Annotated in this window: 11 protein-coding genes; 6 read left to right on the top strand and 5 right to left on the bottom strand. The window is 41.4% G+C overall.

The features are described 5' to 3' along the window. Positions 1-158: 158 nt before the first annotated feature. Positions 159-596 (top strand): DUF1573 domain-containing protein, encoded by a 438-nt coding sequence (locus OLM45_RS08245; protein WP_264509515.1) that lies wholly within the window; start codon positions 159-161, stop codon positions 594-596. Between the two features lie 27 nt (positions 597-623). Here the strand turns inward: OLM45_RS08245 and OLM45_RS08240 are convergent, their stop codons facing one another. Beyond that, entirely contained in the window at positions 624-1,964 is a 1,341-nt protein-coding gene (locus tag OLM45_RS08240) for an aspartyl protease family protein (protein ID WP_264509514.1), read from the bottom strand. Between the two features lie 104 nt (positions 1,965-2,068). Between OLM45_RS08240 and OLM45_RS08235 the strand changes: the two genes are divergently transcribed. After that, on the top strand, positions 2,069-3,265 hold the full coding sequence (locus tag OLM45_RS08235) for a pyridoxal phosphate-dependent aminotransferase (protein WP_264509513.1): 1,197 nt from the start codon (positions 2,069-2,071) through the stop codon (positions 3,263-3,265). A gap of 483 nt (positions 3,266-3,748) precedes the next feature. Here the strand turns inward: OLM45_RS08235 and OLM45_RS08230 are convergent, their stop codons facing one another. Further along, the gene (locus OLM45_RS08230; protein WP_264509512.1) at positions 3,749-14,782 is read right to left on the bottom strand and encodes a T9SS type B sorting domain-containing protein; all 11,034 of its coding nucleotides are present in this window, start codon (positions 14,780-14,782) and stop codon (positions 3,749-3,751) included. Positions 14,783-14,939: 157 nt separating this feature from the next. On the opposite strand from OLM45_RS08230, the gene folE reads away from it, so the two are divergent. The 4 genes from folE to lgt all read left to right on the top strand — a co-directional run bounded on the left by folE (position 14,940) and on the right by lgt (position 18,353). After that, positions 14,940-15,611 carry a GTP cyclohydrolase I FolE gene (gene folE / locus OLM45_RS08225; RefSeq protein WP_264509511.1) on the top strand — a complete coding sequence of 224 codons (672 nt, stop codon included), beginning with the start codon at positions 14,940-14,942 and terminating at the stop codon, positions 15,609-15,611. Positions 15,612-15,620: 9 nt separating this feature from the next. Next, the gene (gene cysS, locus OLM45_RS08220) at positions 15,621-17,105 is read left to right on the top strand and encodes a cysteine--tRNA ligase (protein WP_264509510.1); all 1,485 of its coding nucleotides are present in this window, start codon (positions 15,621-15,623) and stop codon (positions 17,103-17,105) included. A 2-nt stretch (positions 17,106-17,107) separates the two neighbouring features. After that, a complete protein-coding gene (gene yidD / locus OLM45_RS08215; protein WP_206733876.1) occupies positions 17,108-17,353 on the top strand; it encodes a membrane protein insertion efficiency factor YidD in 246 nt (81 codons plus the stop codon). 67 nt (positions 17,354-17,420) lie between these two features. Continuing rightward, entirely contained in the window at positions 17,421-18,353 is a 933-nt protein-coding gene (lgt, locus tag OLM45_RS08210) for a prolipoprotein diacylglyceryl transferase (protein WP_264509509.1), read from the top strand. A gap of 362 nt (positions 18,354-18,715) precedes the next feature. Here lgt and secDF read toward each other — a convergent pair whose 3' ends face one another. The 3 genes from secDF to gyrB form a co-directional block, all read right to left on the bottom strand. Beyond that, positions 18,716-21,751: a protein translocase subunit SecDF gene (gene secDF / locus OLM45_RS08205; RefSeq protein WP_264509508.1), complete on the bottom strand. Its 3,036-nt coding sequence runs from the start codon at positions 21,749-21,751 to the stop codon at positions 18,716-18,718. A gap of 220 nt (positions 21,752-21,971) precedes the next feature. After that, positions 21,972-22,907: a malate dehydrogenase gene (locus OLM45_RS08200; protein ID WP_264509507.1), complete on the bottom strand. Its 936-nt coding sequence runs from the start codon at positions 22,905-22,907 to the stop codon at positions 21,972-21,974. Positions 22,908-23,059: 152 nt separating this feature from the next. Beyond that, a complete protein-coding gene (gene gyrB / locus OLM45_RS08195) occupies positions 23,060-25,000 on the bottom strand; it encodes a DNA topoisomerase (ATP-hydrolyzing) subunit B (RefSeq protein WP_129461006.1) in 1,941 nt (646 codons plus the stop codon). Between the last annotated feature and the right edge of the window lie 183 nt (positions 25,001-25,183).

The raw sequence follows: 25,183 nt of genomic DNA, 5'->3' as shown, positions 1-25,183 counted from the left end.
AAAGAACACGGTAGATCTGCTCCAAAACATCCCAAAATTTTGGTACGCTTTTTGTTTCTGTGCCTGCAAAAGTACTGAAAATAGTACGTTACGAAAAATTTAAGATTTAAAATTTTGTACCCTAAATGAAAGTAGTAACTTTACACAAAATGCGAATTATGAAACGAATTTTACTTGCAGTTGTGCTTTTGCTTACAGGAATTGTAAGTGCGCAAACCGGACCAAAAATTGTGTTTAAAGACAAGGATAACACCGTTGATTATGGAACGGTGTCAAAAGATACCGACAGTGGCGAACGTGTTTTCGAATTTACAAATACGGGGGATCAACCACTCATCATTAAAAATGTGCAATCGACCTGTGGATGTACCGTACCGAGTAAGCCGGAACAACCGATTATGCCTGGAAAAACGGGGGAAATCAAAGTGAAATACAACATGAATCCCGGTCCCATTCGCAAAACCATCACCGTTGAAACCAATGCGGTGAATGTGGAAGGCGGTATGGTAGCCTTGAAAATTAAAGGAGAGGTAATTGTGAAAAACGAACCCAATCCGCTGGAAAAGAAAACGAATCTGTTGATGAACAAATCGTAATAGTGAGCCCGAATCTTCGGGCTTTTTTTATGGCAATAAATCTTTGAGTACCAAGGTGACCCGATACGGCTTGCCACTACGTTCAAGTTCCAAATCAATGGATTTCCCGTCTTGCATTTTGAAGAGGCTGTTGATTTGATCTAAGGTCATGTTTTGACATTCCTTCCCTTCTACTTTTAAAAGTCGGTCCCCACTTTTTATCCCTTGTTGCGCTGCAGGGGAATCTGTACGCACGCTCATCACGTAATAAATGGGCTTGAGTTCGAAATTCACTTTGATATTCGTACTCACCCGCTGGCCACTATTGTTAAATTGGTTTTGAGAATTAATCGATTTTTTTAAATCTTCATCGTATTCCTCGGCAATCCATTGCATGCCTTGGTGCTGGATTTCGATACCCGACATATTGTATTGAAATGGTGTGGCAAACAGACTGTTGGGTCGCATCAATACCCGTTGATTCGGGTAATCCCAAATCATGTGAAAACGTTTCAACACCTCATTCCCTATTGAACCGTTGCGCTTTTCAATGCCAAGAAGCAAGCGAACATAAGTAGAATCGGGAAATGAAACAATCGGACGTTTTACTTCAAAATCACCGATAGATACTGCTTGTAATCGACCTCGTTTTCCGTAAATATCACCACTCATTCCTTTACCCAAATAATCCACGATATGTTGCTCGGATAAACATTTAATATTGGGAAAAGTTTCTTGAAAAAACCAAGCTGCATCAGTGTTGCCGGTATCTAACAATTGAAAAGCCGACGCTTTTGTGTTTCCAAATTGCACCTGAATATTCATATAAGGCTTGTTCTGAATGAGGGATAATGGAATCGCTTGAAATTGTTCTTTGCGTCGCCGCAACTTTTGGATATCTTTTGCAATACTTATGGTTTGTTTGACATAATTGATGCGAATACTATAATTCTTAAAAAAATCATACCCTATTATCCCGTGAATAGGAACGCCAATTGACGTTGAAATATTGATTTCTTGGTCCAAAACCAAATAAATGGAATGATTCAAATCGACATAATCCCCTATACGCATTTCATTGTGTTTTGACCAAAAAGCATCAATAGCTTCTTTATTACCTATGCCTCTGATTTTGATTTTGGCCAACTCCTTAAACTCTAAATTTTCGGCATCTTCCAAACTGAAAAGCACGGTTCCATCAACTCCCGAATCCAATACAAAATTGAGTTTGACCCCATTCATTTCTACAGGAATAATAATTAAATTATTGATCCATTTGAAATCGAGGGTGGTCTTCTGACGTGTATTTTGTATCGTAAAACCTTGCTGTGCCAAAAGTAAGTTGGGCAGGAAGAAGAGAATGAAAAAATACTTCAGGCAGCGAATCATCTATTTTTTCTTTAAAATTACAAAATGAAGGACTATTTTATCCATGGAATAGTAAAATTAACGCTGAAAAATTTGCAAATTTGCAACGCTAAATAAAAGAAACCATGCCACACGTATCGCATAAAGGCAAATCCATGCCGGAATCACCTATTCGTAAATTAGTTCCTTACGCGGAAATTGCAAAGAAAAAAGGGGTAAAAGTATACCATTTAAATATTGGTCAACCCGATATCAAAACGCCTGATGTTGCGCTCAATGCAGTGAAAAACGCGGATATTCGTGTTTTGGAATACAGTCATTCGGCCGGATTTGAAAGTTACCGCACGAAATTATCGCAGTACTATAAAAACCACGGTTTACCCGTAGAATCGCAAGATATTATTATTACTACTGGAGGTTCGGAAGCGTTGCTGTTTGCTATTGGTAGTACCATGGATGCCGGTGATGAAATCATTATTCCCGAACCGTTTTATGCGAATTACAACGGATTTGCTACCGCTTCTGGAGTTACGGTTGTACCCGTAATTTCGACCTTGGAAGAAGGTTTTGCCCTTCCTCCTATTACTGCTTTTGAAAAATTGATTACGCCCAAAACAAAAGCCATCTTAATCTGTAATCCAGGAAACCCAACTGGTTATCTCTATTCCAAAGAAGAAATTCAACAATTGGCCGAAATCGTAAAAAAACACGATTTGTTCTTAATTGCTGATGAAGTATACCGCGAGTTCATTTATGATGAAGGTGTGCAGCATCATTCCGTTTTGAATGTAGCCGGAATCGAAGAGAATGCGATCATGATTGACTCGGTTTCCAAACGCTATAGCATGTGTGGCGCCCGTATCGGTTGTATCGTTTCAAAAAATAAGGAAGTAATGAGCACCGCGATGAAATTCGCCCAAGCGCGTCTGAGTCCGCCCACCTACGCACAAATCGCTAGTGAAGCCGCTTTGGAAACGCCCCAATCGTATTTTGATGAAGTGATCGAAGAATATAAAGAGCGTCGCGATATTTTAGTAGCTGGATTAGAAAAAATTGAGGGCGTAAAAGTAGCCACTCCAAAAGGTGCCTTTTATTGTATCGCCCAACTTCCTGTTGCCAATGCTGATGATTTTGCACAATGGTTATTGGAGTCTTTCGACCATAAGGGCGAAACCGTAATGGTGGCGCCTGCGGCCGGTTTCTACTCTACTCCTGGGGTCGGACTCAACGAAGTTCGCATCGCCTATGTCTTGAAAAAAGAAGATTTAAAACGTGCCATCGAAGTTTTGGAAGCCGCTTTAATCGCTTATAACGCAAAGTAAATTTGAATCTATAAAAGTTCAAACCTGCATCTTTCCGGTGCAGGTTTTTTTATTTTACCCCATTGCCTCATTACCTCATTGACACATCGACTCATTGACAAATAGTCTCATTAATTAGGGCGCTCCCCCTCGCACACTTTAATGCAAAAGAAAAAGTAATTGCACCTCGGGGTCGGGTCGTCCGTTACAATCTTGCCTCCGCTTCGCTCCGTCAAGGATTTCCACTTCCACCCCTAGCGCGAAAGGAATTATGATTTTTTAGAAGAAAGAAGAAAGAAGCAAGAAAAAAGAGTGGGTGCGAGTTCATGGCAACACCTTGTGAAACATCGTGAAAACCTTGTATTACCTTGTGCTCCAAAACCAATAATTTATAATTTAAAATATAAAATTTATAATAATAAAAAAAGCCGCCCTTTTACGAGCAGCTTCTATATCTAATCACTAATCACTAGTCACTAATCACTAATCACTAATCACTAGTCACTAACGTTTCAACGAGAAATGCGCCTTAAACTCTTTCCTCTCAGTTCCTTCAGTATACTCCACCTTAAACCAATAATCCGTTCCCGGCATCAAGTACCCATTATACGTTCCGTCCCAACCCGGTGAAGCCGGACTGATTTGCTTAATCAATTTACCCATACGGTCAAAGATGTAAATCTTTGCATCCACTTGGTTTTGTAAGCCCACTATATTCCACGTATCGTGAATACCGTCTCCATTCGGAGTGAAGTAATGCGGATAATCGATAATCGAAACACCACTAATCACTAAAGGATCACAGCTGTTGTCCATGCCTCCTTCGGTATCCCAAACCGTGATGGTGTGTTCACCTAGTGATACATTTTCAAAGACATTTAAGGTTTGTCTCGGACCGTCGTCTAAGCTGTACGCATACGTTCCATGACCGTCTACATTCACCGTGATGGTTTGTAAGTCGGAGAACGCATTGGTCACCACATAACCCACCGTACCTGCAGGTACCACAGCTTGACCCGATTGAATCACATCAAAACTCGCCGAAGCTTGGTTACATGGTAGCGTCGGATTCGTGCTGGTCATCACTACCGTGTAAGTGCGTGTAGCTCCACCCGTAGCCGCAGTGTCTACCAAATAGGTCGATCCCGTTCCAATGACAGTAGTCGGGTTGGATGCCTCATACCACTCGTAGGTAAACGTTCCTGGGATTAGGTTGCTCGCGGTCAACAACAACGGACGCACCACTTGATCCGTAAGGAAGTCCACACAAATCACATGGGAGTTATTCGCTGTTTCAATCACAGGCTCGGGTAACGGCGCAACGGTTGCATTAAAGGAAACCAAACGCGCACAACCCGTCAAGTTGTCCTCTACCCGAATCCAAATAGCATGGGTATACGCCATATAATTCACTAAATCGGCAATGGCATTGGTCTCATTCTCTGCATCCAATTGGGTGTTGTAGAAAGTTACCGTAAAGTCGGTTGCCGACTGTCCCGTTAAAATTGTTGTGACATACTGACTCAAATCCAAGTTGAATTGTCCATCATTGGTTCCGTCGGTATCGCACGTGTCGAATGGACCCGGTGCTGTAGCCAATGGTTTGGGATTCACCAAGATGTTGAATGTACCCACTACCGAGCGACAACCTGTAGTAGTATTGGTAGCAATCACCCACAATTGCTGTGGCGAACTGGTGTTTAAATAATTACTTGGATTCGGAATCAATACCGTATGTGCTGCATCTTCGTAGAAACTCAAGCTGTAGTTGCTCAGCGGAAGGGGATTCCCTGTAAGCAAATTGGCCTGACCCCAAGCGGTTAAATTAAACGCGGTGATATTATCGGTATCATCGTCACACTCTTGGTAATCGGCCACAGGCTGTACCAAAGTCGGCAACGGATTCACCGTTAAGGCTTGTTCAACCAGTATATAACAGTGTTCGTTGAACGAGTCAATGTTCAAGTTGCTCTCTACACGAATCCATACATTCTGATTCACGTTGGCCGCTGTTGGGGTAAGAATCTCATTGGTATTTGCCACCGCATCGTTATAACTCGGGTAATAATGCAAACTCACATTGGCTTGCCCGTTTAAGATATACCCCGCATTCACCGTCAAGTCAAAAATCTCATACCCATCGCCAGGGTTGGTATCGTCACACTTCGCTGCCAAAGCGGGTGGGTTGGTGCGCGGTGTAGGAACTGGCAATACACGTACGGTTAAAGTACGGTAGCTTTTACAACCTGTCGTATTATCCGTAGCCACCACGAAAATGGTCTGGTTAGCCGCTACTGTGTTGACAAACGCACTTGGGTTATTGATCGGTTGGGTATGCGCCGCATTCAAATAGAATGCAAGGGCATGCCCAGGAACCGTACCCACAAAGCTAACCAAATCAAAACTCGTAAACTGATTATTTGGTGTGGCATCATCATCACACAGCGCATACAGCGTAGGCGTGGTCAACACCAAAGAAGTGTTCACTTGTAAGTCAAACGAACCCACTGCAAAACAATGCGAGGATTTGTGCTCCACACGCACCCAAATGGTCGTCGTACCACAAGCGGTATAGTTGGTCGTATTCACAATCGGGTTGATACCCGCTGGTGAAGCTGACGCATCGGCCTGTGAAGTGTAATAGGTTACCGTATAGTTATTGGCTGCTGTGGTTTGTTGGGCCAAGACCGCAGGGGTTTGTGCCGCCAAGTTGAACGTTGTACAACCGTCTTGTGGGTTACTATCCACATCACAGTTGTTAATCGTCGGTAAGTTGGTTGGCGCTATCGGCGAAACATTCACTTGTAAGGTTACAGGAACTACCGTGTAACAACCAGTGGTAGGATCTTCGGCGCGCACCCAAATTATCTGTACAAACGGATCGTTATTGATAAACGGTTGGGTTAACGGAATTGCGTTAACGGGCGTTTGTGCATCTACTTGCGTAAGATGGTAGCTGATGGTATACAAAGCTGGGGTACCCATTAACAAGACAGGAGTTAACGTATTTAAATCAAACTGACCCACGCCGTCTTGGTTGTCATCACACACCACATACGGAGCCGTTGGTACGTGTGGTGCTGGCTTCGGATTCACAATCAAGTCCATGGTAGACACGACATAACATCCCGTCGTGGTATTGGTTAAACGAATACCAATAGTTTGGTTGTACGGCGCTCCGTTTTGATAGGCTGCCGGATTCGCAATCGCATTGGTATTGGCATTGGCATTGGCCAAGGTTGGATAAAACTTCACTTGAATACCCGTTTGTCCGTTTAATATAGTCGGTAATTGCGAATTCAAATTAAAGATTTCATAGCCCACTGGAGCCGTAGTCTCACACAATTCATATTGCGGGAAGTACCCTGCTGCAGGTAACAGCGGTAGTGGGTCAACGACCAAATTTACGGACACTACATCAAAACAGCCTGTAGTATTGTTCTGCACCCGAATCCACAATGTCGTCGAGGCCGAAGTATATGCATTCGTACCTGTTAAGGCATTTTGAGGAACCAAAGCATCGGCTTGTGAGGCATAATAGGTCACGGTATGCTGTGAAGCGGCTAAACTACCCAATACTTGTGGATTCACTACCGTATTCAAATTGAACACCGCAATACCATCCGTGTTATCGTCACATTTGTGGTAATCCGCTGGAGGTGTCGCTACTGGTTTTGGAACTACAACCAAACTCAAGGTTGTCAAAGTTGGACAAGCTGGAGCTGCAGGATCAAATACTCGGATATAAATCGTCTGTTGGTCGTAATCGTTGTTACAGAAAGGCACATTAGAAGGAATAGGATTGAATCCTGTTTGTGAGTCCGTTAAGGTCAAATGGAAGGTTACACTTACCGTTGAACTACTAGTCACTTCAGGAATCTTTGTATCCAAAATAAATGTACAAGCTACGCCGTCATTATTGTCATCACACTGAACATATGGTGTTGGTTGTGTCGCGATAGGCGCTTGGATTACTGTAATTGAACCCGATAAAGTTGCTGTACCACAAGCACCGCCTGTAGTTGTAATTGTATAATTATAAATACCAGGCACTGTTGGTACACCAGAAATCGTAGTTACTCCTCCACTGAATGAAGCAGTAACACCAGTTGGTAAACCGGTTACAGAAGTTCCAGTTGCCGTACCTCCATTCGTATAACGAATTACTGCTATCGATGAGAATGCACAAACGGATTGATTATCTGAACCGACAGGAGATGATAAAGTTATAGTAGCTAAAGGTCGAACAGTAATCGTTCCTGTTAATGAAGGTGAACCACAAGCTCCACCTGTAGTTGTCACCGTATAACTAAATGGAGAACCAACTGTTGTAGTGGGTGTACCTGAAATGGTAACCGCATTCCCTGTTACTGAGGCAGTAACACCAACAGGTAAGCCTGTAACAGTTGCACCTGTTGCTGTACCTCCAAAAGTATATACAATATTTGTAATTGCGCTATTTACACAAACTGTTTGATTGGCAGTAGCCGCATTAGAAGTTAACAACAAAGTTGCAAGCGGCTGAACTGTAATAGTTCCCGTTAAAGAGGGTGAACCACACGTACCTCCCGTTGTATTTACGGTATATGTGAATGGCGAACCGGTTAAAGTCGTAGGTGCGCCTATTATTGTAACTGTATTTCCTGTAACTGAAGCGGTAACTCCTGCCGGTAATCCAGAGACTGTAGCGCCTGTTACAGTACCACCAAATGTATATTCAATCGCTGTTATGGCACTGTTCAAACAAACTGTTTGCGCATTCGTTGTTGCCCCAGAGGTTAATACTAATGTATCGGTAGGTTTCACTGTGATGGTTCCTGTTAATGAAGGTGAACCACAAGCACCACCGGTAGTTGTTACTGTATAAGTAAAAGGTGAACCCGTTGCTGTAGTTGGTGTACCTGAAATAGTAACCGTAGTACCTGTTACTGAAGCGGTAACCCCAACTGGTAAGCCCGTAACAGTTGCTCCTGTTGCGGTTCCTCCAAAAGCATATACAATATTCGTAATTGGACTATTCACACAAACCGTTTGGTTGGCAGTAGCCGCATTAGACGTTAAAACCATTGTTGCAAGCGGCTGAACTGTAATAGTTCCCGTTAAAGAGGGTGAACCACATGTTCCTCCAGTTGTATTTACGGTATATGTGAATGGCGAACCGGTTAATGTCGTAGGTGCTCCTGTTATTGTAACTGTACTTCCAGAAACAGCATAAGTAACTCCTGCCGGTAATCCAGAGACTGTAGCGCCTGTTACAGTACCACCAAATGTATATTCTATCGCTGTTATGGCACTGTTCAAACAAACTGTTTGCGCATTCGTTGTTGCCCCAGAGGTTAATACTAATGTATCGGTAGGTTTCACTGTGATGGTTCCTGTTAATGAAGGTGAACCACAAGCACCACCGGTAGTTGTTACTGTATAAGTAAAAGGTGAACCCGTTGCTGTAGTTGGTGTACCTGAAATAGTAACCGTAGTACCTGATACTGAAGCGGTAACCCCAACTGGTAAGCCCGTAACAGTTGCTCCTGTTGCGGTTCCTCCAAAAGTATAAATGATATTTACAATACTTGAATTTTCACAAACCGTTTGGTTGGCAGTAGCCGCATTAGAAGTTAAAACCATTGTTGCTAGTGGTTGAACAGTGATAGTTCCTGTTAAAGAGGGTGAACCACATGTTCCTCCCGTTGTATTTACGGTATATGTGAATGGCGAACCGGTTAATGTCGTAGGTGCTCCTGTTATTGTAACTGTACTTCCAGAAACAGCATAAGTAACTCCTGCTGGTAATCCAGTAACTGTGGCACCTGTTACAGTACCACCAAATGTATATTCAATCGCTGTTAAAGCACTGTTCAAACAAACCGTTTGCGCATTAGTTGTTGCCCCAGAGGTTAATACTAATGTATCGGTAGGTTTCACAGTAATGGTTCCTGTTAATGAAGGTGAACCACATGCACCACCGGTAGTTGTTACTGTATAAGTAAAAGGCGAACCTGTTGCTGAAGTTGGTGCACCTGAAATAGTAACCGTATTTCCTGTTACTGTAGCGGTAACTCCTGCTGGTAAACCCGTAACGGTGGCTCCTGTTGCTGTACCTCCAAAAGTATATACGATATTCGTAATTGCACTATTTTCACAAACTGTTTGATTTGTAGTTGATGCATTTGATGTTAATACCAAAGTGGCTATAGGTTCAACTGTAATTGTTCCTGTTAATGAAGGAGCACCACATGTTCCACCAGTAGTACTTACTGTAAATGTATAAGGTGAAGCGACAAGCGTTGAAGGTGACCCTGAAATAATTACCGAATTACCCGAAACTGAAAAAGTCACACCTGCCGGTAATCCAGTCACTGTTGCACCAGTAGCTGATCCTCCAAAAGTGTAAACAATATTCGTAATCGGACTATTTACACAAACAGTTTGGTTTGCTAAAAAGGCTGTTGAACTAAGTACTAAAGTAGCTCCAACATTCACAGTAATTGTTCCTGTCAATGATTGAGTACCACAACCTCCTGTCGAAGTAACAGTATAATTAAATGGCGAACCTACATTTGTTGTGGGTGATCCGGAAATGGTTACTGTATTTCCAGTTACTGTTGCAGTAACACCAGCAGGCAAACCTGTCACCGTTGCTCCCGTTGCACCATTTCCAAAGGTATAATCAATATTTGTAATGGGAGAATTGATACAAACGGTTTGCGAAGTGGTCCCTGCTCCCGAAGCCAATGCTAATGAAACGTTTTGACTAATTGTAATACTTCCCGTTAGTGTTTGCGTTCCACAACCACCAGTAGTTGTAACTGTATATGAAAAAGGAGAACCAACTGCTGTCGTAGGTGAACCTGAAATGGTCACTGTAGTTCCCGTTACTGAAGCAGTAACACCTGCAGGCAATCCAGTTACAGTAGCTCCAGTAGCTCCATTACCCAAGGTATATATGATATTTGTAATGGGTGAATTAAGACATACCGATTGATTAGTTGTAGCCGCCACTGAGGTAAGTGTTAAAGTAACCTGAGGTTGAACAGTTAAGTTGGCTGACATAGAAGGTGTACCGCAACTACCACCTGTTGTTGTAATTGTGATGGTAGATGGTGATCCAACTGTAGTTGTTGGACTACCTGAAATTGTTATCGTATTACCAGAAATAGTTGATGTAACACCTGCAGGTAAACCTGTAACATTGGCTCCAGTAGCAGATCCTCCATAAGTATATATTAATGGTGTTATAGGACTGTTTACACAAACCGTTTGACTATCAGTTCCAGTAGCTGAAGTTAATACCAAAGTAGTTGTAGGATTAACGGTTATGGTTCCCGTTAGTGACGGAGTTCCACAACTTCCACCTGTAGTGGTAACTGTATAATTAAAAGGCGATCCTGTACTTGTTGTAGGAGTTCCTGAAATTACTAAAGTGTTCCCCGAAACGGCTGCAGTAACTCCTGCAGGTAGGCCTGAAATATTGGCCCCTGTTGCTGATCCTCCAAAAGTATATTCAATATTGGTAATGGCAACATTATCACAAATTGTTTGATTAGAAGTTGCTGCAGCAGAAGTAAGCACTAAAGTAGCTATTGGCTGAACCATAATCGTACCTGTCGCAGTAGGTGAACCACATGCACTACCCGTTACAGAAACGGTATATGTTAGGGGTGTAGCGGTTGTAGCAGTGGGTGTACCTGTAATGGATATATTACCTGCTGAAATGGCCGCAGTTACACCTGCTGGCAAACCGGTTACTGTTGCGGTAGCTGTTGGGTCATAAGTATACGTTATCGGTGTAATTGCAGTTCCTAAACACAGCGTTTGATTCGTTGTAGCAGGTGCTGAAGTTAATGACAATCCATTTAAAGAAGTAATCGTCACTATTATTTCCTGATAAGGTCTACAAGTTAATAAAGAAGGCGTTGGATTTGCAATGGCATAAATATAATAGGTTCCCGTGGCATTAGGAAGTGAACCAACAGTTCCTAAAACACCTGGATTATACGTTGCAATACTAGAGGCATTTGGCGTTGCATTTCCGAGTAAAGTTCCACCAGTATACATATTTGAACCCACTTGTGGTGTGGTAAAATAAACATAAGAAATAGCATTAGTCCCAGCAAACGTTGTGCTCACTGATAAAGGATCCATATCTGCGCCTAGACATAAGGTTTGTGCAGGTGACGGACTCGTTATTGTTGGACAAGTACTACAGTCAATCATAGAAACACTAAAAGGTTTGATACGAATACAACCTGTATTCACATTATACAAACTCATGTAAATGATTTGACTATTTCCTGAGGTCAATAAATAAGAAGAAGGATTTGCAATATTATTTGATGCTAAATTTTCAGCATCCGATTGATTCAAATAATAATACACTTCATATTCTCCTGTCCCTAATAATGGCCCTAATACAGGAGCTTCATTCTGAGTCAAATCAAATGTATTATTGGGGATACAATTTGTTAATGATGGTGCGTTAGAAGTATCATCCGAACTCACTTCAATCGTAATAGGCCGTGTCACTGTGCGTACACCACCACAAAGATTGTATTTCACATTGGCGGTATAGGTTGTTGTTGTAGTAGGACAAACAGAAATGGAAGGAGTTGTACCAATTACTGTAGTTCCGTTCAACCATTCGATAGAAGTCAATGACGGACCTGATGGTGTAAATCGCCAAGATTCATTGGTTGTCGTCCATGTTCCAGTATTTCTACCGGGTGCTGCTAAACCTAGATTGCCAAGTTCATTTTGAATTCCGATAACACCACTTCCACTATTCCATCCTGCACATACAGATCTTCTTTTTACGTGAATATCAATGATGTTAGTGCTTTCATGTAAAACCAACTGACTTTCTTGTAAGCCCTGACCTGTTCCACATGAAAACAACGGCATGTTTTTAACATTTACAATCAACTTACGACAAGGGGCAACCCCATCAACGATATAATTAATGGAAACTGCAGGCGTAGAAGGTACTGCAGGATTCGTATCCTGCATTGGAAAATAAATAGATGCTCTAAATTCAGCAATTGCATTCGCTAATGCTGGAATAGATTGTGTAAACGCCCAAGGACTAGTTCCTCCTGTACATGCAGCATTATTAGCAATAAATGTTAAATAGGTATTCGTACTTAATTGAAACTGGTTATAACATTGACCGTAAAAACTGAATTGAAATGGTATGTTTACAACGGATGTATACGCATCATCAATAGCACAAAGTGCAGTTGGGAAATTACCCAATGCTTGCTCTGGTGCATACGGAATTGAAGCTACTGTGTAGTTCGTTGTGTTTTTAATATCAATAAAGCTAGAACTAAGTACTGTACAATTTGTATTTTCACATAACGTATAATCTTCAGCAGAAACTGTCATTGCATCTTGTACACAACAATCCAAATCAAAACTAAATACCCCTGGCACTAAAGATGTAGCTGTACAACCTGTTGTAGTATTGGTAATCGTCACAGAATAATTTCCTGCGATAGTCGTAGGGAAACTGGCCACATTCCCAGGTGCTGGTACACCAACCGGTACTGTCCAAGCATAATTATAGGTGCCCGGAAATGATGGTGTAGCTGTTATGACTCCAGGTGATGTATCCCCCGTACATTTCACGATGTTATTCACCAAAACTGCAGGAGGCGGATTAACGGTAATCGTATAACTTTTTACATCATTGGCACATCCATTGAAAGCACCTGTAACAGTGATTGTGGTTGTTTGAGGAACAGTTGTATTGTTCGTAGCTAAAAACGAATTGATATTCCCCAATCCTGAACTACCTATAGTAATGCTAGAATTAGAATTGGTCCATGTAAAAGTTGTACCTGGTAACGAACTAGTAAATGTTTGCACAGGAACTGTTGCGCCATCACAATAGGTTTGATTACTAGGTACACTTATCGATAATGTATTCACAGTTACAGTAACAGAGCTTGTAGCATTACAAGTAATTGCTGTTGTAAAAGAAATATCATCTAATGCAAAATCATTTCCTGAAGCCGCCGTATTGGTGTCGTTAATAGCAATTTGTGCAGTAGTACTTGCTCCTGAATTCCAGTTATACGTCACTTGTGTCCAGTTGCCACAAACAGTAGTGGTTGGAGCTTGTGCCGTACCTAAAGCAGTACCGTTAATTTTTACCTGTAATGTAGCATAATTATTAGGTGATAAAGTTTGTACCCAATACGAAAAGGTATAATTGGTATTGTTGGTAACCGGAATCGTTTGACTCCACACTACATCATTTCCTGAATTTGATACCGAAGCATCAACAACCATCATATTACCAGAACCATTGGTATGATCAGGGCAGTTTACAAAAGAAGTGTACCAAGCATTTGGGTTATTGACAACACCATATAACTGTTGTGCTCCCGAAGTGTTGATCGGAGTTACATACACATAATCCGTTGCAAACCCAATATTTCCTAAACTAAAATCACCATTATATACTAAATTCTTATTAAAATTCGCTACCGATGAAACCGTATATGTCGTGGTGGTTGTCGGACTCACAGTGGGTGTCGCACTCGTTGGTGTAGTTAACGAGGGATCGGCCGGAGAAGCCGTCCACGTATATGAAGTACCACCCGCAACCGACAATGTTGTATTTCCTCCTGCACAAATAGTTGAATTTGGAGAAACTGTTAATGGATTTGGAGCACCCGTTAATTGAACATTATTCTGAGAAACCGTATTACCCGCTGTATCTGTAACACTCACCGTGTAATTTCCGACAGGTAAATTGGTAAAAACTCCGGTGGTATTGTTTAAGTTCACCGGACCAGCGATGGTATAATTTGTATACGGTGCTGTACCTCCATTACCATAAACGGAAATTGAACCCGTGGCAGGCGTTGCACAATAAGGTGTTACCACTGAATAACGTACCGTTAAGGGTTGAGGAGGTGGAATCACCGCCAAGTCATCTATAGCAAAATCATTACCTACAAAACTTGTATTGAAATTACGCAATTCAATATTGACACAAGCATTTGTAGGAGTAAACGTATACACGCGTTGTTCCCAACCTGCAGTTGTAACAGGAGCTAACGTACTTGCCGGACTTGTAACCACCGTCGCATTGTTAAATACGACACGAATATCGGCTTGCGTTGCGGGATTGGTTACAGTTGTAGAAATGGATCGAACCCAATAACGAAAGGTGTAAGTCGCACCCACCGTCAATCCACAAACACCTCCGCCACTATTCCCAGCTTTCCAAAAACTAGGATTACCACCATCATTACTTCCATCAATGATCATCATTTTACCACTTCCAGATGTATGATCACCCGTAGTAATAAAATTAGTGGTATTAAAGGGTTGTGGATTTGTAGTAAAACTATAATCCCCAGCAGCAGTCGTACCTGAAGCGGTAGCTACATAGTTATATCCCGTTCCATTAATGTTAAATCCTACTCCTACTCCACCCGATTCAAAATCTCCATTATTCAACAGATTTTGAGCCTGTAACACATTAACAAACAGAACAATAAATAGCAATTTTAGGGTAAAAATTCTCATTCGCGCGTAATTTTTAAAGGGCTAAAAATAATTAAATTTAAAGTAACATTATCTTAAAATACGTAAATTTTAATTTTGAATGAGAATCTGCAACATCTTACCCATTTATGGTTATCTTTGCGAATCAAAAATTGCTTTATAACTTTAACAAATATCAATGATTTCTGAGGACAATTTACAGGATGAAATGGGCAATAATCACATTGCTACCAACGAAAATACTCCCCTTCGCGCTGACGCATTTCAGCTATCAGACGAACAAAAAATTGAATCAATAAAAAAAGATGTTGAAAACATTCTTAACACCTTAGGAATGGACCTTACCGACGACAGTTTGAAAGGCACACCCAACCGAGTGGCCAAAATGTTTGTCAAAGAAATATTTGGAGGATTAAATCCCAACAAGAAACCAGGCTCTTCAACATTTGAAAACAAATACAAATACAATGAAATGTTGGTTGAAAAAAACATCACCGTTTATTCAACCTGTGAGCATCATTTACTCCCCATCGTAGGGAGAGCACACGTGGCCTATATCTCTAATGGAAACGTTGTCGGACTTTCAAAAATGAATCGTATTGTCGATTTTTATGCGAAACGTCCTCAAGTACAAGAACGTTTGACCATTCAAATTGTCCGTGAATTACAACAAGTTCTAAAAACAGACGATGTGGCATGTATCATTGATGCCAAACACCTTTGTGTGAATTCTCGTGGTATCCGCGATATTGAAAGCAGTACGGTAACCGCTGAATTTGGTGGTAAATTCAAAGAAGATGCCGTTCGCCAAGAATTTTTAGAATATATTAAACTAGATACGCGTTTCTAATCGATTATCATGACTAAATTATATCAAAACCATACGCTCAAAATTTACAATTCACTAACCGGAACGAAGGAAACATTCCAACCCATCACCGAAGGAAATGTAGGAATGTATGTTTGTGGACCAACCGTGTATAGCAATGTACATATGGGAAATTTACGTACCTTCATGAGTTTTGATATGATTTACCGCTACCTCATGCATTTAGGGTACAATGTTCGCTATGTTCGAAACATCACCGATGCGGGTCACCTTACCGATGACGGGAATGTAGACAACGATCGCTTTGTGAAACAATCGCGATTGGAAAAATTAGAACCGATGGAAGTGGTTCAGAAGTATACAGTGGATTTTCATCGGGTGTTGGAACTTTTCAATTTCCTTCCACCGAGTATTGAACCCACGGCTACCGGACATATTATCGAACAAATCGAACTCACCCAAAAGTTAATTGATAAAGGTCTGGCTTATGTGAGTAACGGTTCTGTGTATTTTGATGTGTTAGAATACAATAAACGCGGACTCAATTACGGCGAACTTAGTAACCGTAATGTGGAAGAACTATTAGCCAACACACGTGATTTGGACGGACAAAACGAGAAGAAAAATCCGCAAGACTTTGCCTTGTGGAAAAATGCCTCACCCGCACATATCATGCGTTGGAACTCACCTTGGGGAGAAGGTTTCCCGGGTTGGCACCTTGAATGTACCGCTATGAGTACGAAATATTTGGGCGAAACATTTGACATTCATGGCGGCGGATTAGACTTAAAATTTCCACACCACGAATGTGAAGTCGCACAAGGAAAAGGGTGCAATGAAAAAAGTCCGGTCAACTACTGGATGCATGCGAACATGCTGACCATGAACGGCCTGCGCATGAGTAAATCTACCGGAAATTATATCCTCCCAATGGAACTCCTCGAAGGTAAAAACGACTTTTTCGATAAGGCTTTTGATCCTGCTGTGGTCCGTTTTTGCTTTTTGCAAGCCCACTACAGAAGCGTTTTGGATATTTCCAACGAAGCCATGTTGGCCAGTGAAAAAGGCTATAACCGTATGATGGAAGCCTTGGATTTACTTGAAAAATTAAGTCCGGCGCCTACATCAACGTTATCCATTGCTGCATGGGTTGACCAGTGTTATGAAGCCATGAACGATGACTTCAACACTCCTATTCTCATCGCACACCTTTTTGAAGGCATTCGTTACATCAATTTGGTGAACGACCAAAAAGAGCAATTAACTGCGGAAGATATACAATTACTCAAAACTACGCTTCATGCATTTATCCATGAGGTATTGGGTATAAAAAACAGTAAGAAAACGGCTTCAAACACCGATAAATTAAGCGGTGTAGTTGAAATGTTGATTGCGATGCGAAACAATGCCCGCGCCAACAAAAACTGGGCGTTATCTGATGAAATTCGCGACCGACTCAGTGAATTAGGTATTCAATTGAAAGACGGAAAAGAAGGCACCACCTTTACGTTGTAATTATGATAAAGAAAATAATAGCCTACCCGATAATTGCACTCATCCGCTTTTATCAAACGGCTATTTCGCCTTTCACACCTTCAACTTGTCGCTTTCATCCTACCTGCTCCCATTATTTTATAGAAGCAGTGCAAATCCACGGACCACTTAAAGGAAGTTATTTAGGTATAAAACGAATTCTTTCCTGTCACCCTTGGGGAAAAACCGGTTATGACCCTGTGCCACCTAAAAAAAATACCGATAAATAACATAATTTTAAATACATCCAAAAAATAAATACTTATTTTTGGTTATAATCAAACATCCCCAAAAACTATGATTTGGAATCCCGCAGAAGGCTTTCACCTCGGCCCTTTAAACATTCGTATTTACAGCTTAATGTTCGTCATCGCCTTTGCGTTGGGTTGGTACATTATGAAACGCATTTACGAAAATGAAAAAGAGTCGCTGGATAAACTCGACACGCTTTTCATTTGGACTGTATTAGCTACACTCTTGGGTGCGCGCTTGGGACATGTATTTTTCTACGAATGGGAATACTTCCGCAATCATCCTGCTGAGATTTTATTGCCTTTCCAATTTGAACCCGAATTCCAATTTACGGGTTTTGCAGGTTTGGCTAGCCATGGTGCAGCGATTGCCATAATCATTACTATGTATTTTTACAGCAAAAAAGTCATTAACCGACCGCTATTGTGGGTTTTGGATAGAGTCGTTATTCCTGTAGCTTGTGGCGCTATATTCGTGCGTATTGGCAACTTCTTCAATTCAGAAATCATTGGAAAAGTAACCAATGCCAACAGCTTTCTCGCTACTCGATTTGTTCACGATACCTTTCCTGCACAAATCATCATGGAAAAAACAGGCCAGGCTACTCCAGAAGCCGCTTATCATGCTTTAGTTCACGATCCCAAATTTGCTGATCTCTTGGCGCAAGTACCTTATCGTTACCCTGCACAATTGTATGAATCCTTCTGCTATATCTTTGTTTTCTTTATCTTGTTTTACTTGTATTGGAGGACGAAAGCAGCCGAAAAACACGGACTCATTTTTGGAGTTTTCCTGATTTTATTGTGGACCGTTCGCTTTGTGGTCGAATTTGTAAAAGAATCCCAAGGAGGTCTAGAGAAAATCGACGGATTCAATCAGTTCTCAACCGGTCAATGGCTGAGTATTCCTTTTATCCTGGTTGGACTCTATTTCCTCTTCATGGCGGAACGACCTCTACCCGATGACATCGATATTTAAAGTGATACAACCTCCTTCAGGAGGTTTTTTTTATGCCTTTTGTTACCCTTATTCAACTAAACAAAAAACCCTCACGTAACTTGAATTCCTTGGATTGCCCTTTTACTCCTTTAAACCTTAACATCTATTAAACTAATTAAACTTAATGCCTCATTACACTTAGCACACTGTAAATTCATACTTTAATACACTCCTCTTTTCACCCTTTACACCTTTACACTTACTACACCCTTTACACTTTCTACACCCTTTACACTTTCTACACCCTTTACACTTTCTACACTCTACAAAGCACTATCCTTCCCTGCTACTCCAAAAAAAAACCACTCGAAGAGTGGTTTTCAATGTATGTCTACAATCAATTATTCTTGATCTGTAAAGTGACGTTTTTCAATATCATCGATATCGCTTTGTTTCATGGTATCTACCAATACCGGTGTTGCAATAAATAACGATGAATACGTACCGATTACGATACCAATAAGCATCGCAAATACGAATCCGCGAATCGATTCCCCACCGAAGATAAACATGATTAACAATACCATGATCATCGTTAATGAAGTATTCAATGTACGGGATAACGTTGTATTAATCGAAGCATTTACCACATCTTTGAAGTGACCCTTACGGTTACCTGCCAAGAACTCACGAATACGGTCAAATACAATTACGGTATCGTTCATTGAGTAACCAATTACGGTCAAAATCGCCGCGATGAAGTGTTGATCCATTTCCATGTGGAAAGGTGCATATTTGTATCCTAAAGAGTAAACACCCAATACGAAGATTACGTCGTGGAATACGGCTGCTAACGCTCCTAAGGAATACTGCCATTTGCGGAATGAAACTACCAAGTACAAACCTACAATCAACATCGCACCAATAACCGCCCAGAACGAGTTGGTTTTGATATCTGCTGAAATGGCTGCTCCTACTTTAGAAGCTTGCAACACCCCAACTTTTTTACCGTCGTAAGTATTGATGAATTGCTCATATTTTGTACCTGGGAAGTATTTAGACAAGGCGTTATATAACTTCTCGTTAACTTCTTTATCAGTGTTTTCTGATTCTTCCTTGATTTTGTATTTGGTTGTGATTTTCAATTGGTCATCATCACCAAATACTTTGGCTTCTACAGTTGTTCCAAATTCTTTGGTTAACTCTTCAGAAATAACTGAAGCATCCACAGTCTTTTCAAATTTAATTTGGAATGTACGTCCACCCACAAAGTCAACGCCTTCATCCAATCCATTAAAATAGAAGGATACACAGCTTACAATGACAACTAACGTCGAGAAGATATACGAATATTTCTTAATGCCGATGAAGTCAAAGTTAAATCCTGTAAACCAGTTCTTTGTTAAGTTGGTTGTAAATGCTAACGGTTTATTGTTGGCCACATCTCTGTCGATGAAGATACGCGCAATAAAGATGGACGTAAACAACGACGTGAAAATACCAATCAACAATGTAGTTGCGAAACCTTGAATGGGTCCTGTACCGAAAATGTAAAGAATTGCTCCTGTTAAAACGTGGGTAACGTTGGCATCAATAATCGAACGCATTGCCCCTTTCCAACCGTAAGAAGTCACCACAGCTTCTCCTAACGATTTTCCATCGCGCAATTCTTCTTTCGCTCTTTCATAAATAATGATGTTAGCATCAACCGCCGTACCCAAGGTCAATACGATACCTGCAATACCTGGTAACGTCAATACCGCACCTAAACTAGCTAAGATACCAAACAAGAACAATAAGTTTACTAATAAGGCAATGTTAGCGTATAGACCTGCTCTACCGTAGTAGAACATCATCCATAAACATACCAATACCAAACCAACAATAGATGAAGTAGTACCCGCATCAATCGCTTTTTGTCCTAAAGACGGACCTACAACTTCTGACTGAACGATTTCAGCTGCAGCCGGTAATTTACCCGCACGCAATACGTTTGCTAAGTCTTTGGTTTCAGCCACATCAAAGTTTCCTGAAATTTCAGAACGACCACCCGCAATTGGACCTGTTGATACACCCGGTGCAGAATACACTACGTTATCCAATACAATAGCGATAAATCCTTTGTCTGTATAAGCCTTACCTGTTAATTCTTCCCATGTTTTAGCACCTTGACCGTTCATTTGCATAGAAACCGCTGGTTTACCCAATTGGTCAAACGTGTCACGAGCATCTACAATCACACCACCACTTAAAGGAGCTACATTATCTTTGTTTCCTTTTAAAGCATACAATTCAAAAGTTTGTGATTCTTTTTTTGTTTTTGGATCAACCGATACATTGGCTTTACTCCATACAAATTTCGCGAAACGCTTGTCTGCTGGGATTAAGTTACGAATGTCTGCACGACGCAAATATTCTCCCACTTTAGCCGTATCTTTTGCAGCAACAACACCTAATACAGGACCACCACCGTAAGTCATACGACTTTTCAACGGACCTAAATCAGCGGTGTTTTTTGATACTGAATCTTTCGATTTGTTACCCAACATCGCTTTTAACGAGTCGTTTACAACCGTTTTGTCTTCTGTTGTTTTTGCTGCTACATCCGAAGTGCGTAACGCTTGGTTAGCCGTTTCAAAAAACGTTCCCATTTCTTCCAAACGGTAGGTTTCCCAAAACTCCAATTGTGCAGTAGATTGTAATAATTTTTTAATACGGTCAACATCTTTCGCTCCTGGTAATTCTACCAAAATACGACCGGTCTGACCCAATTTTGCGATGTTCGGTTGAACAACCCCAAATTTATCGATACGTTTGCGCAATACCCCAAAAGCAGAATCTACCGATTCGTCCACTTTACGACGGATCACTTTCTTCACTTGGTCATCCGACATTTTGAAGTTGATCTCGTCCGATAGGTTTTTGTTAGCGAAAACATCAGGAGAAGCTAATTTTGTCCCTGTTCCTGCCGCAGCTTCATCAAAAGCACGGAAGAACGCGTCCAAATACGACTCATTACCTTGTTGAATTTTAGCAGCATTATCCAAAGCTTTGTTGAAAACCGCATTTTTAGAGTCGCTTGACAACCCTTTCAATACGTCTTTCACAGAGATTTGAAGAATCACGTTGATCCCCCCCTCTAAGTCCAAACCTTTGTTGATTTGTTTGTTGCTTACATCTTCATAGTTGTAGTCGGCAAAACCAAGACTAAAAACATCTACTTTTTTCAAAGAATCCAAGTATTGTACTTCCAATTCGGATACTTCCGGAAGTGGCTGACCTGGAGCAGCTTTTTTCTTGATTTCGGCCAATTTTTGCTCGGCAAATGCCTTGGCGTCTTTCTTAATTCCATTCGCTACGAAAGTGAATGAAAGCTGGTAAATACTTACCAAAGCAAATAAAATTGCAAAAAACTTAACGAGTCCCTTATTCTGCATTACTACTAAAAATTAATTAATTTTTGTTAACTCTTCACCAAAAACAACTGCCGTAGGCTAACCCGTTGATTCTCAGAAAAAACCAACACCCTATCCCACAGACAGATTTTTTGAAACGTGCAAATATAAAATTAACCGAATGATTAACAAATTATTTAGACACTTATTATTAAAAAAAAGACCGCAAAAATGCGGTCTCTTCTAAATATTTCAAGGATTATTAACCCAAAATCGATTTCAAATCGCCATTCATCGCGCGCACCGCATCGGCACTTTTCGCAAACAAGGCTTTTTCCGCATCGTTTAAGGCAACATCCACAATTTGTTCTACCCCGTTTTTACCAATAATACAAGGCACACCCATACAGATGTCGTCTTGACCGTATTCCCCTTCTAAAAGTACCGAACAAGGAATCATTTTTTTCTGGTCGTTCAAAATAGCATCCACCAAATACGCCACTGAAGCGCCCGGTGCATACCAAGCGGAAGTTCCTAATAATCCCGTTAAGGTAGCGCCACCAACCATCGTATCAGCCGCTACTTTTGCCAAAGCCTCTTCCGATAAGAATTGTGAAACAGGCACACCATTGTACGAAGCCAAACGCGTCAACGGAATCATGGTCGTATCGCCGTGTCCGCCAATCACCATCCCTTGAATGTCATTGGCTGGCTTGTCCATCGCTTGCGACAAGAAATATTTGAAACGTGAGCTATCCAATGCACCACCCATACCGATGATACGGTTTTTCGGTAAGCCCGTAGCTTTTAACGTTAAATAGGTCATTGTGTCCATCGGGTTGGAAACCACCACTACAATCGCATTGGGAGAATGCGCCAACAATTGTTCTGCCACTCCTTTAACGATGCCCGCGTTGATACCAATCAACTCTTCACGGGTCATCCCCGGTTTTCTCGGAATTCCCGAAGTAATTACCACCACATCACTTCCAGCTGTTTTGCTGTAATCATTGGTGCTTCCAACCACTTTAGTATTGAATCCTAAAGTCGTTTGCGTTTGCATGATATCCATCGCTTTCCCTTCTGCAAAGCCTTCTTTGATATCTACGACCACAATTTCACTGGCAATTCTTCGGTGAGCAATCGCGTCTACGCATGTTGCGCCTACGTTTCCTGCTCCTACTATCGTAACTTTCATTGTAAAATGTAATTAATAAGTTTGTATTATTTTTTTATTTTTTGAAGCTATTCCCGCTGTCCGTTTCAATCTTTTTTGTTTTACCGTAACCGGATAAAACAAAAAAGGATTTCCACTACCATCGGGGCTAGGACATCCTTTTTCAAATTTCGTTAGGCATCAATTTTCGCGTATACTGCATTTTTCTCGATGAAGTCGCGACGCGGTGGTACCTCATCCCCCATCAACATCGAAAAGATGCGGTCGGCTTCGGTGAGGTTATCAATCGTCACCTGGCGTAGCGTACGCATACTTGGATCCATCGTAGTTTCCCACAACTGCTCCGCGTTCATTTCTCCCAAACCTTTATAACGTTGTACACTGGTGCTTCCTCCCATTTGCTGCGAAATCAAATCGCGTTGGTCGTCGTTCCAAGCATACTCTTTTTTATTTCCTTTTTTCACCATATACAACGGTGGTGACGCAATATATACGTGTCCCGCTTCAATCAACTCACGCATGAATCGGAAGAAGAAGGTCAAAATCAACGTCGAAATGTGGCTACCGTCCACGTCAGCATCCGTCATGATGATAACTTTGTGGTAACGCAATTTCTCCAAGTTCAAGGCCTTACTGTCTTCTTCAGTACCAATGGTGATTCCGAGTGCGGTAAAGATGTTGCGTATCTCTTCGTTTTCAAAAACTTTGTGATGCATCGCTTTTTCCACATTCAAAATCTTACCACGTAACGGTAAAATCGCCTGGAAGTTACGGTCGCGACCTTGTTTAGCCGTTCCACCCGCCGAGTCCCCCTCGACCAAGTAAATCTCACATTTTGCCGGATCTTGTTCAGAACAATCGGATAATTTACCCGGTAATCCGCCACCGCCTAAAACGGTTTTGCGTTGCACCATCTCGCGCGCTTTCTTCGCTGCGTGACGGGCTTGTGCCGCTAAAATTACTTTCTGAACAATGGTGCGGGCGTCATTCGGATTTTCTTCCAAATAATTCTCCAACATTTCCGAAACCGCTTGTGATACCGGTGAAACTACTTCACGGTTCCCCAATTTGGTTTTGGTTTGCCCTTCAAATTGCGGTTCGGCCACTTTCACCGAAATAATGGCTGTCAATCCTTCACGGAAGTCGTCCCCTGAAATCTCAAATTTCAGTTTGTCCAACATTCCCGAAGCATCGGCATATTTTTTCAACGTACGCGTTAATCCCATACGGAATCCTTGAAGGTGCGTACCTCCTTCGTGCGTATTGATGTTGTTTACATACGAAAAGATGTTCTCGGAGTAACTGTCGTTGTAGACTAAGGCTACTTCTACCGGAATCTCGCCTTTGTCATTCTCCATATTGATGACGCTAGCAATAATCGGCACACGGTTACCGTCTAAGAATTTAACGAATTCTTTCAACCCTTCTTTCGAATGGAAGGTTTCTCCTACCGGATTGCCTTTATCGTCGGTATGACGCATATCGGTCAAGGTAATCGAAATGCCTTTATTCAAAAACGACAACTCACGCATACGTGCGGCTAAGGTATCGTACGAATATTCTAAAGTTTGGGTGAAAATGGTTCCATCGGGTTTGAATGTTACCGTAGTTCCGCGCTTTTCTGTAGTACCAATTTGTTTTACGGGATACAACGCTTTTCCGCGCTCGTATTCTTGTTCCCACACTTTTCCTTCACGGAAAACCGTAGCACGCAAATGATCAGAAAGGGCATTCACACAGGAAACCCCTACCCCGTGCAAACCACCGGAAACTTTATAGGAATCTTTGTCAAATTTACCCCCAGCACCAATTTTGGTCATAACCACCTCAAGGGCAGATACACCTTCTTTTTTGTGTAGGTCCACAGGGATACCACGACCGTTGTCTTCAACAGTAATGGAATTATCAGTGTTGATGGTTACGCTGATGGTGTCACAGTGACCCGCCAACGCCTCATCAATGGAATTATCGACAACTTCGTAAACCAAATGGTGTAAACCTCGCACTCCGGTATCTCCGATGTACATGGACGGACGCATCCGTACGTGCTCCATTCCTTCTAACGCCTGAATACTATCGGCGGAATACGCGTTCTTTTTTACTTCTTCGCTCATAAAAAAATCTCGGAATTTTGTATAACACGCAAATATAAAAAATCAAAGACGATTTTAAAGTGATTTAAGGCATTTTATAGGGTAAGTTATCAACATTTATGTTTAATATCCTTTTTGCTTTTTAAATCCAAAATAAAGCTATAAAAACACCTATTTTCAATCGCTTTTCTAAACTATTGATTT

This window comes from Flavobacterium sp. N1719 (assembly GCF_025947045.1).
Lineage (GTDB): Bacteria > Bacteroidota > Bacteroidia > Flavobacteriales > Flavobacteriaceae > Flavobacterium > Flavobacterium stagni.
The sequence above is the reverse complement of the archived record's forward strand: the minus strand, read 5'-3'. Positions and strand labels throughout refer to the sequence as shown.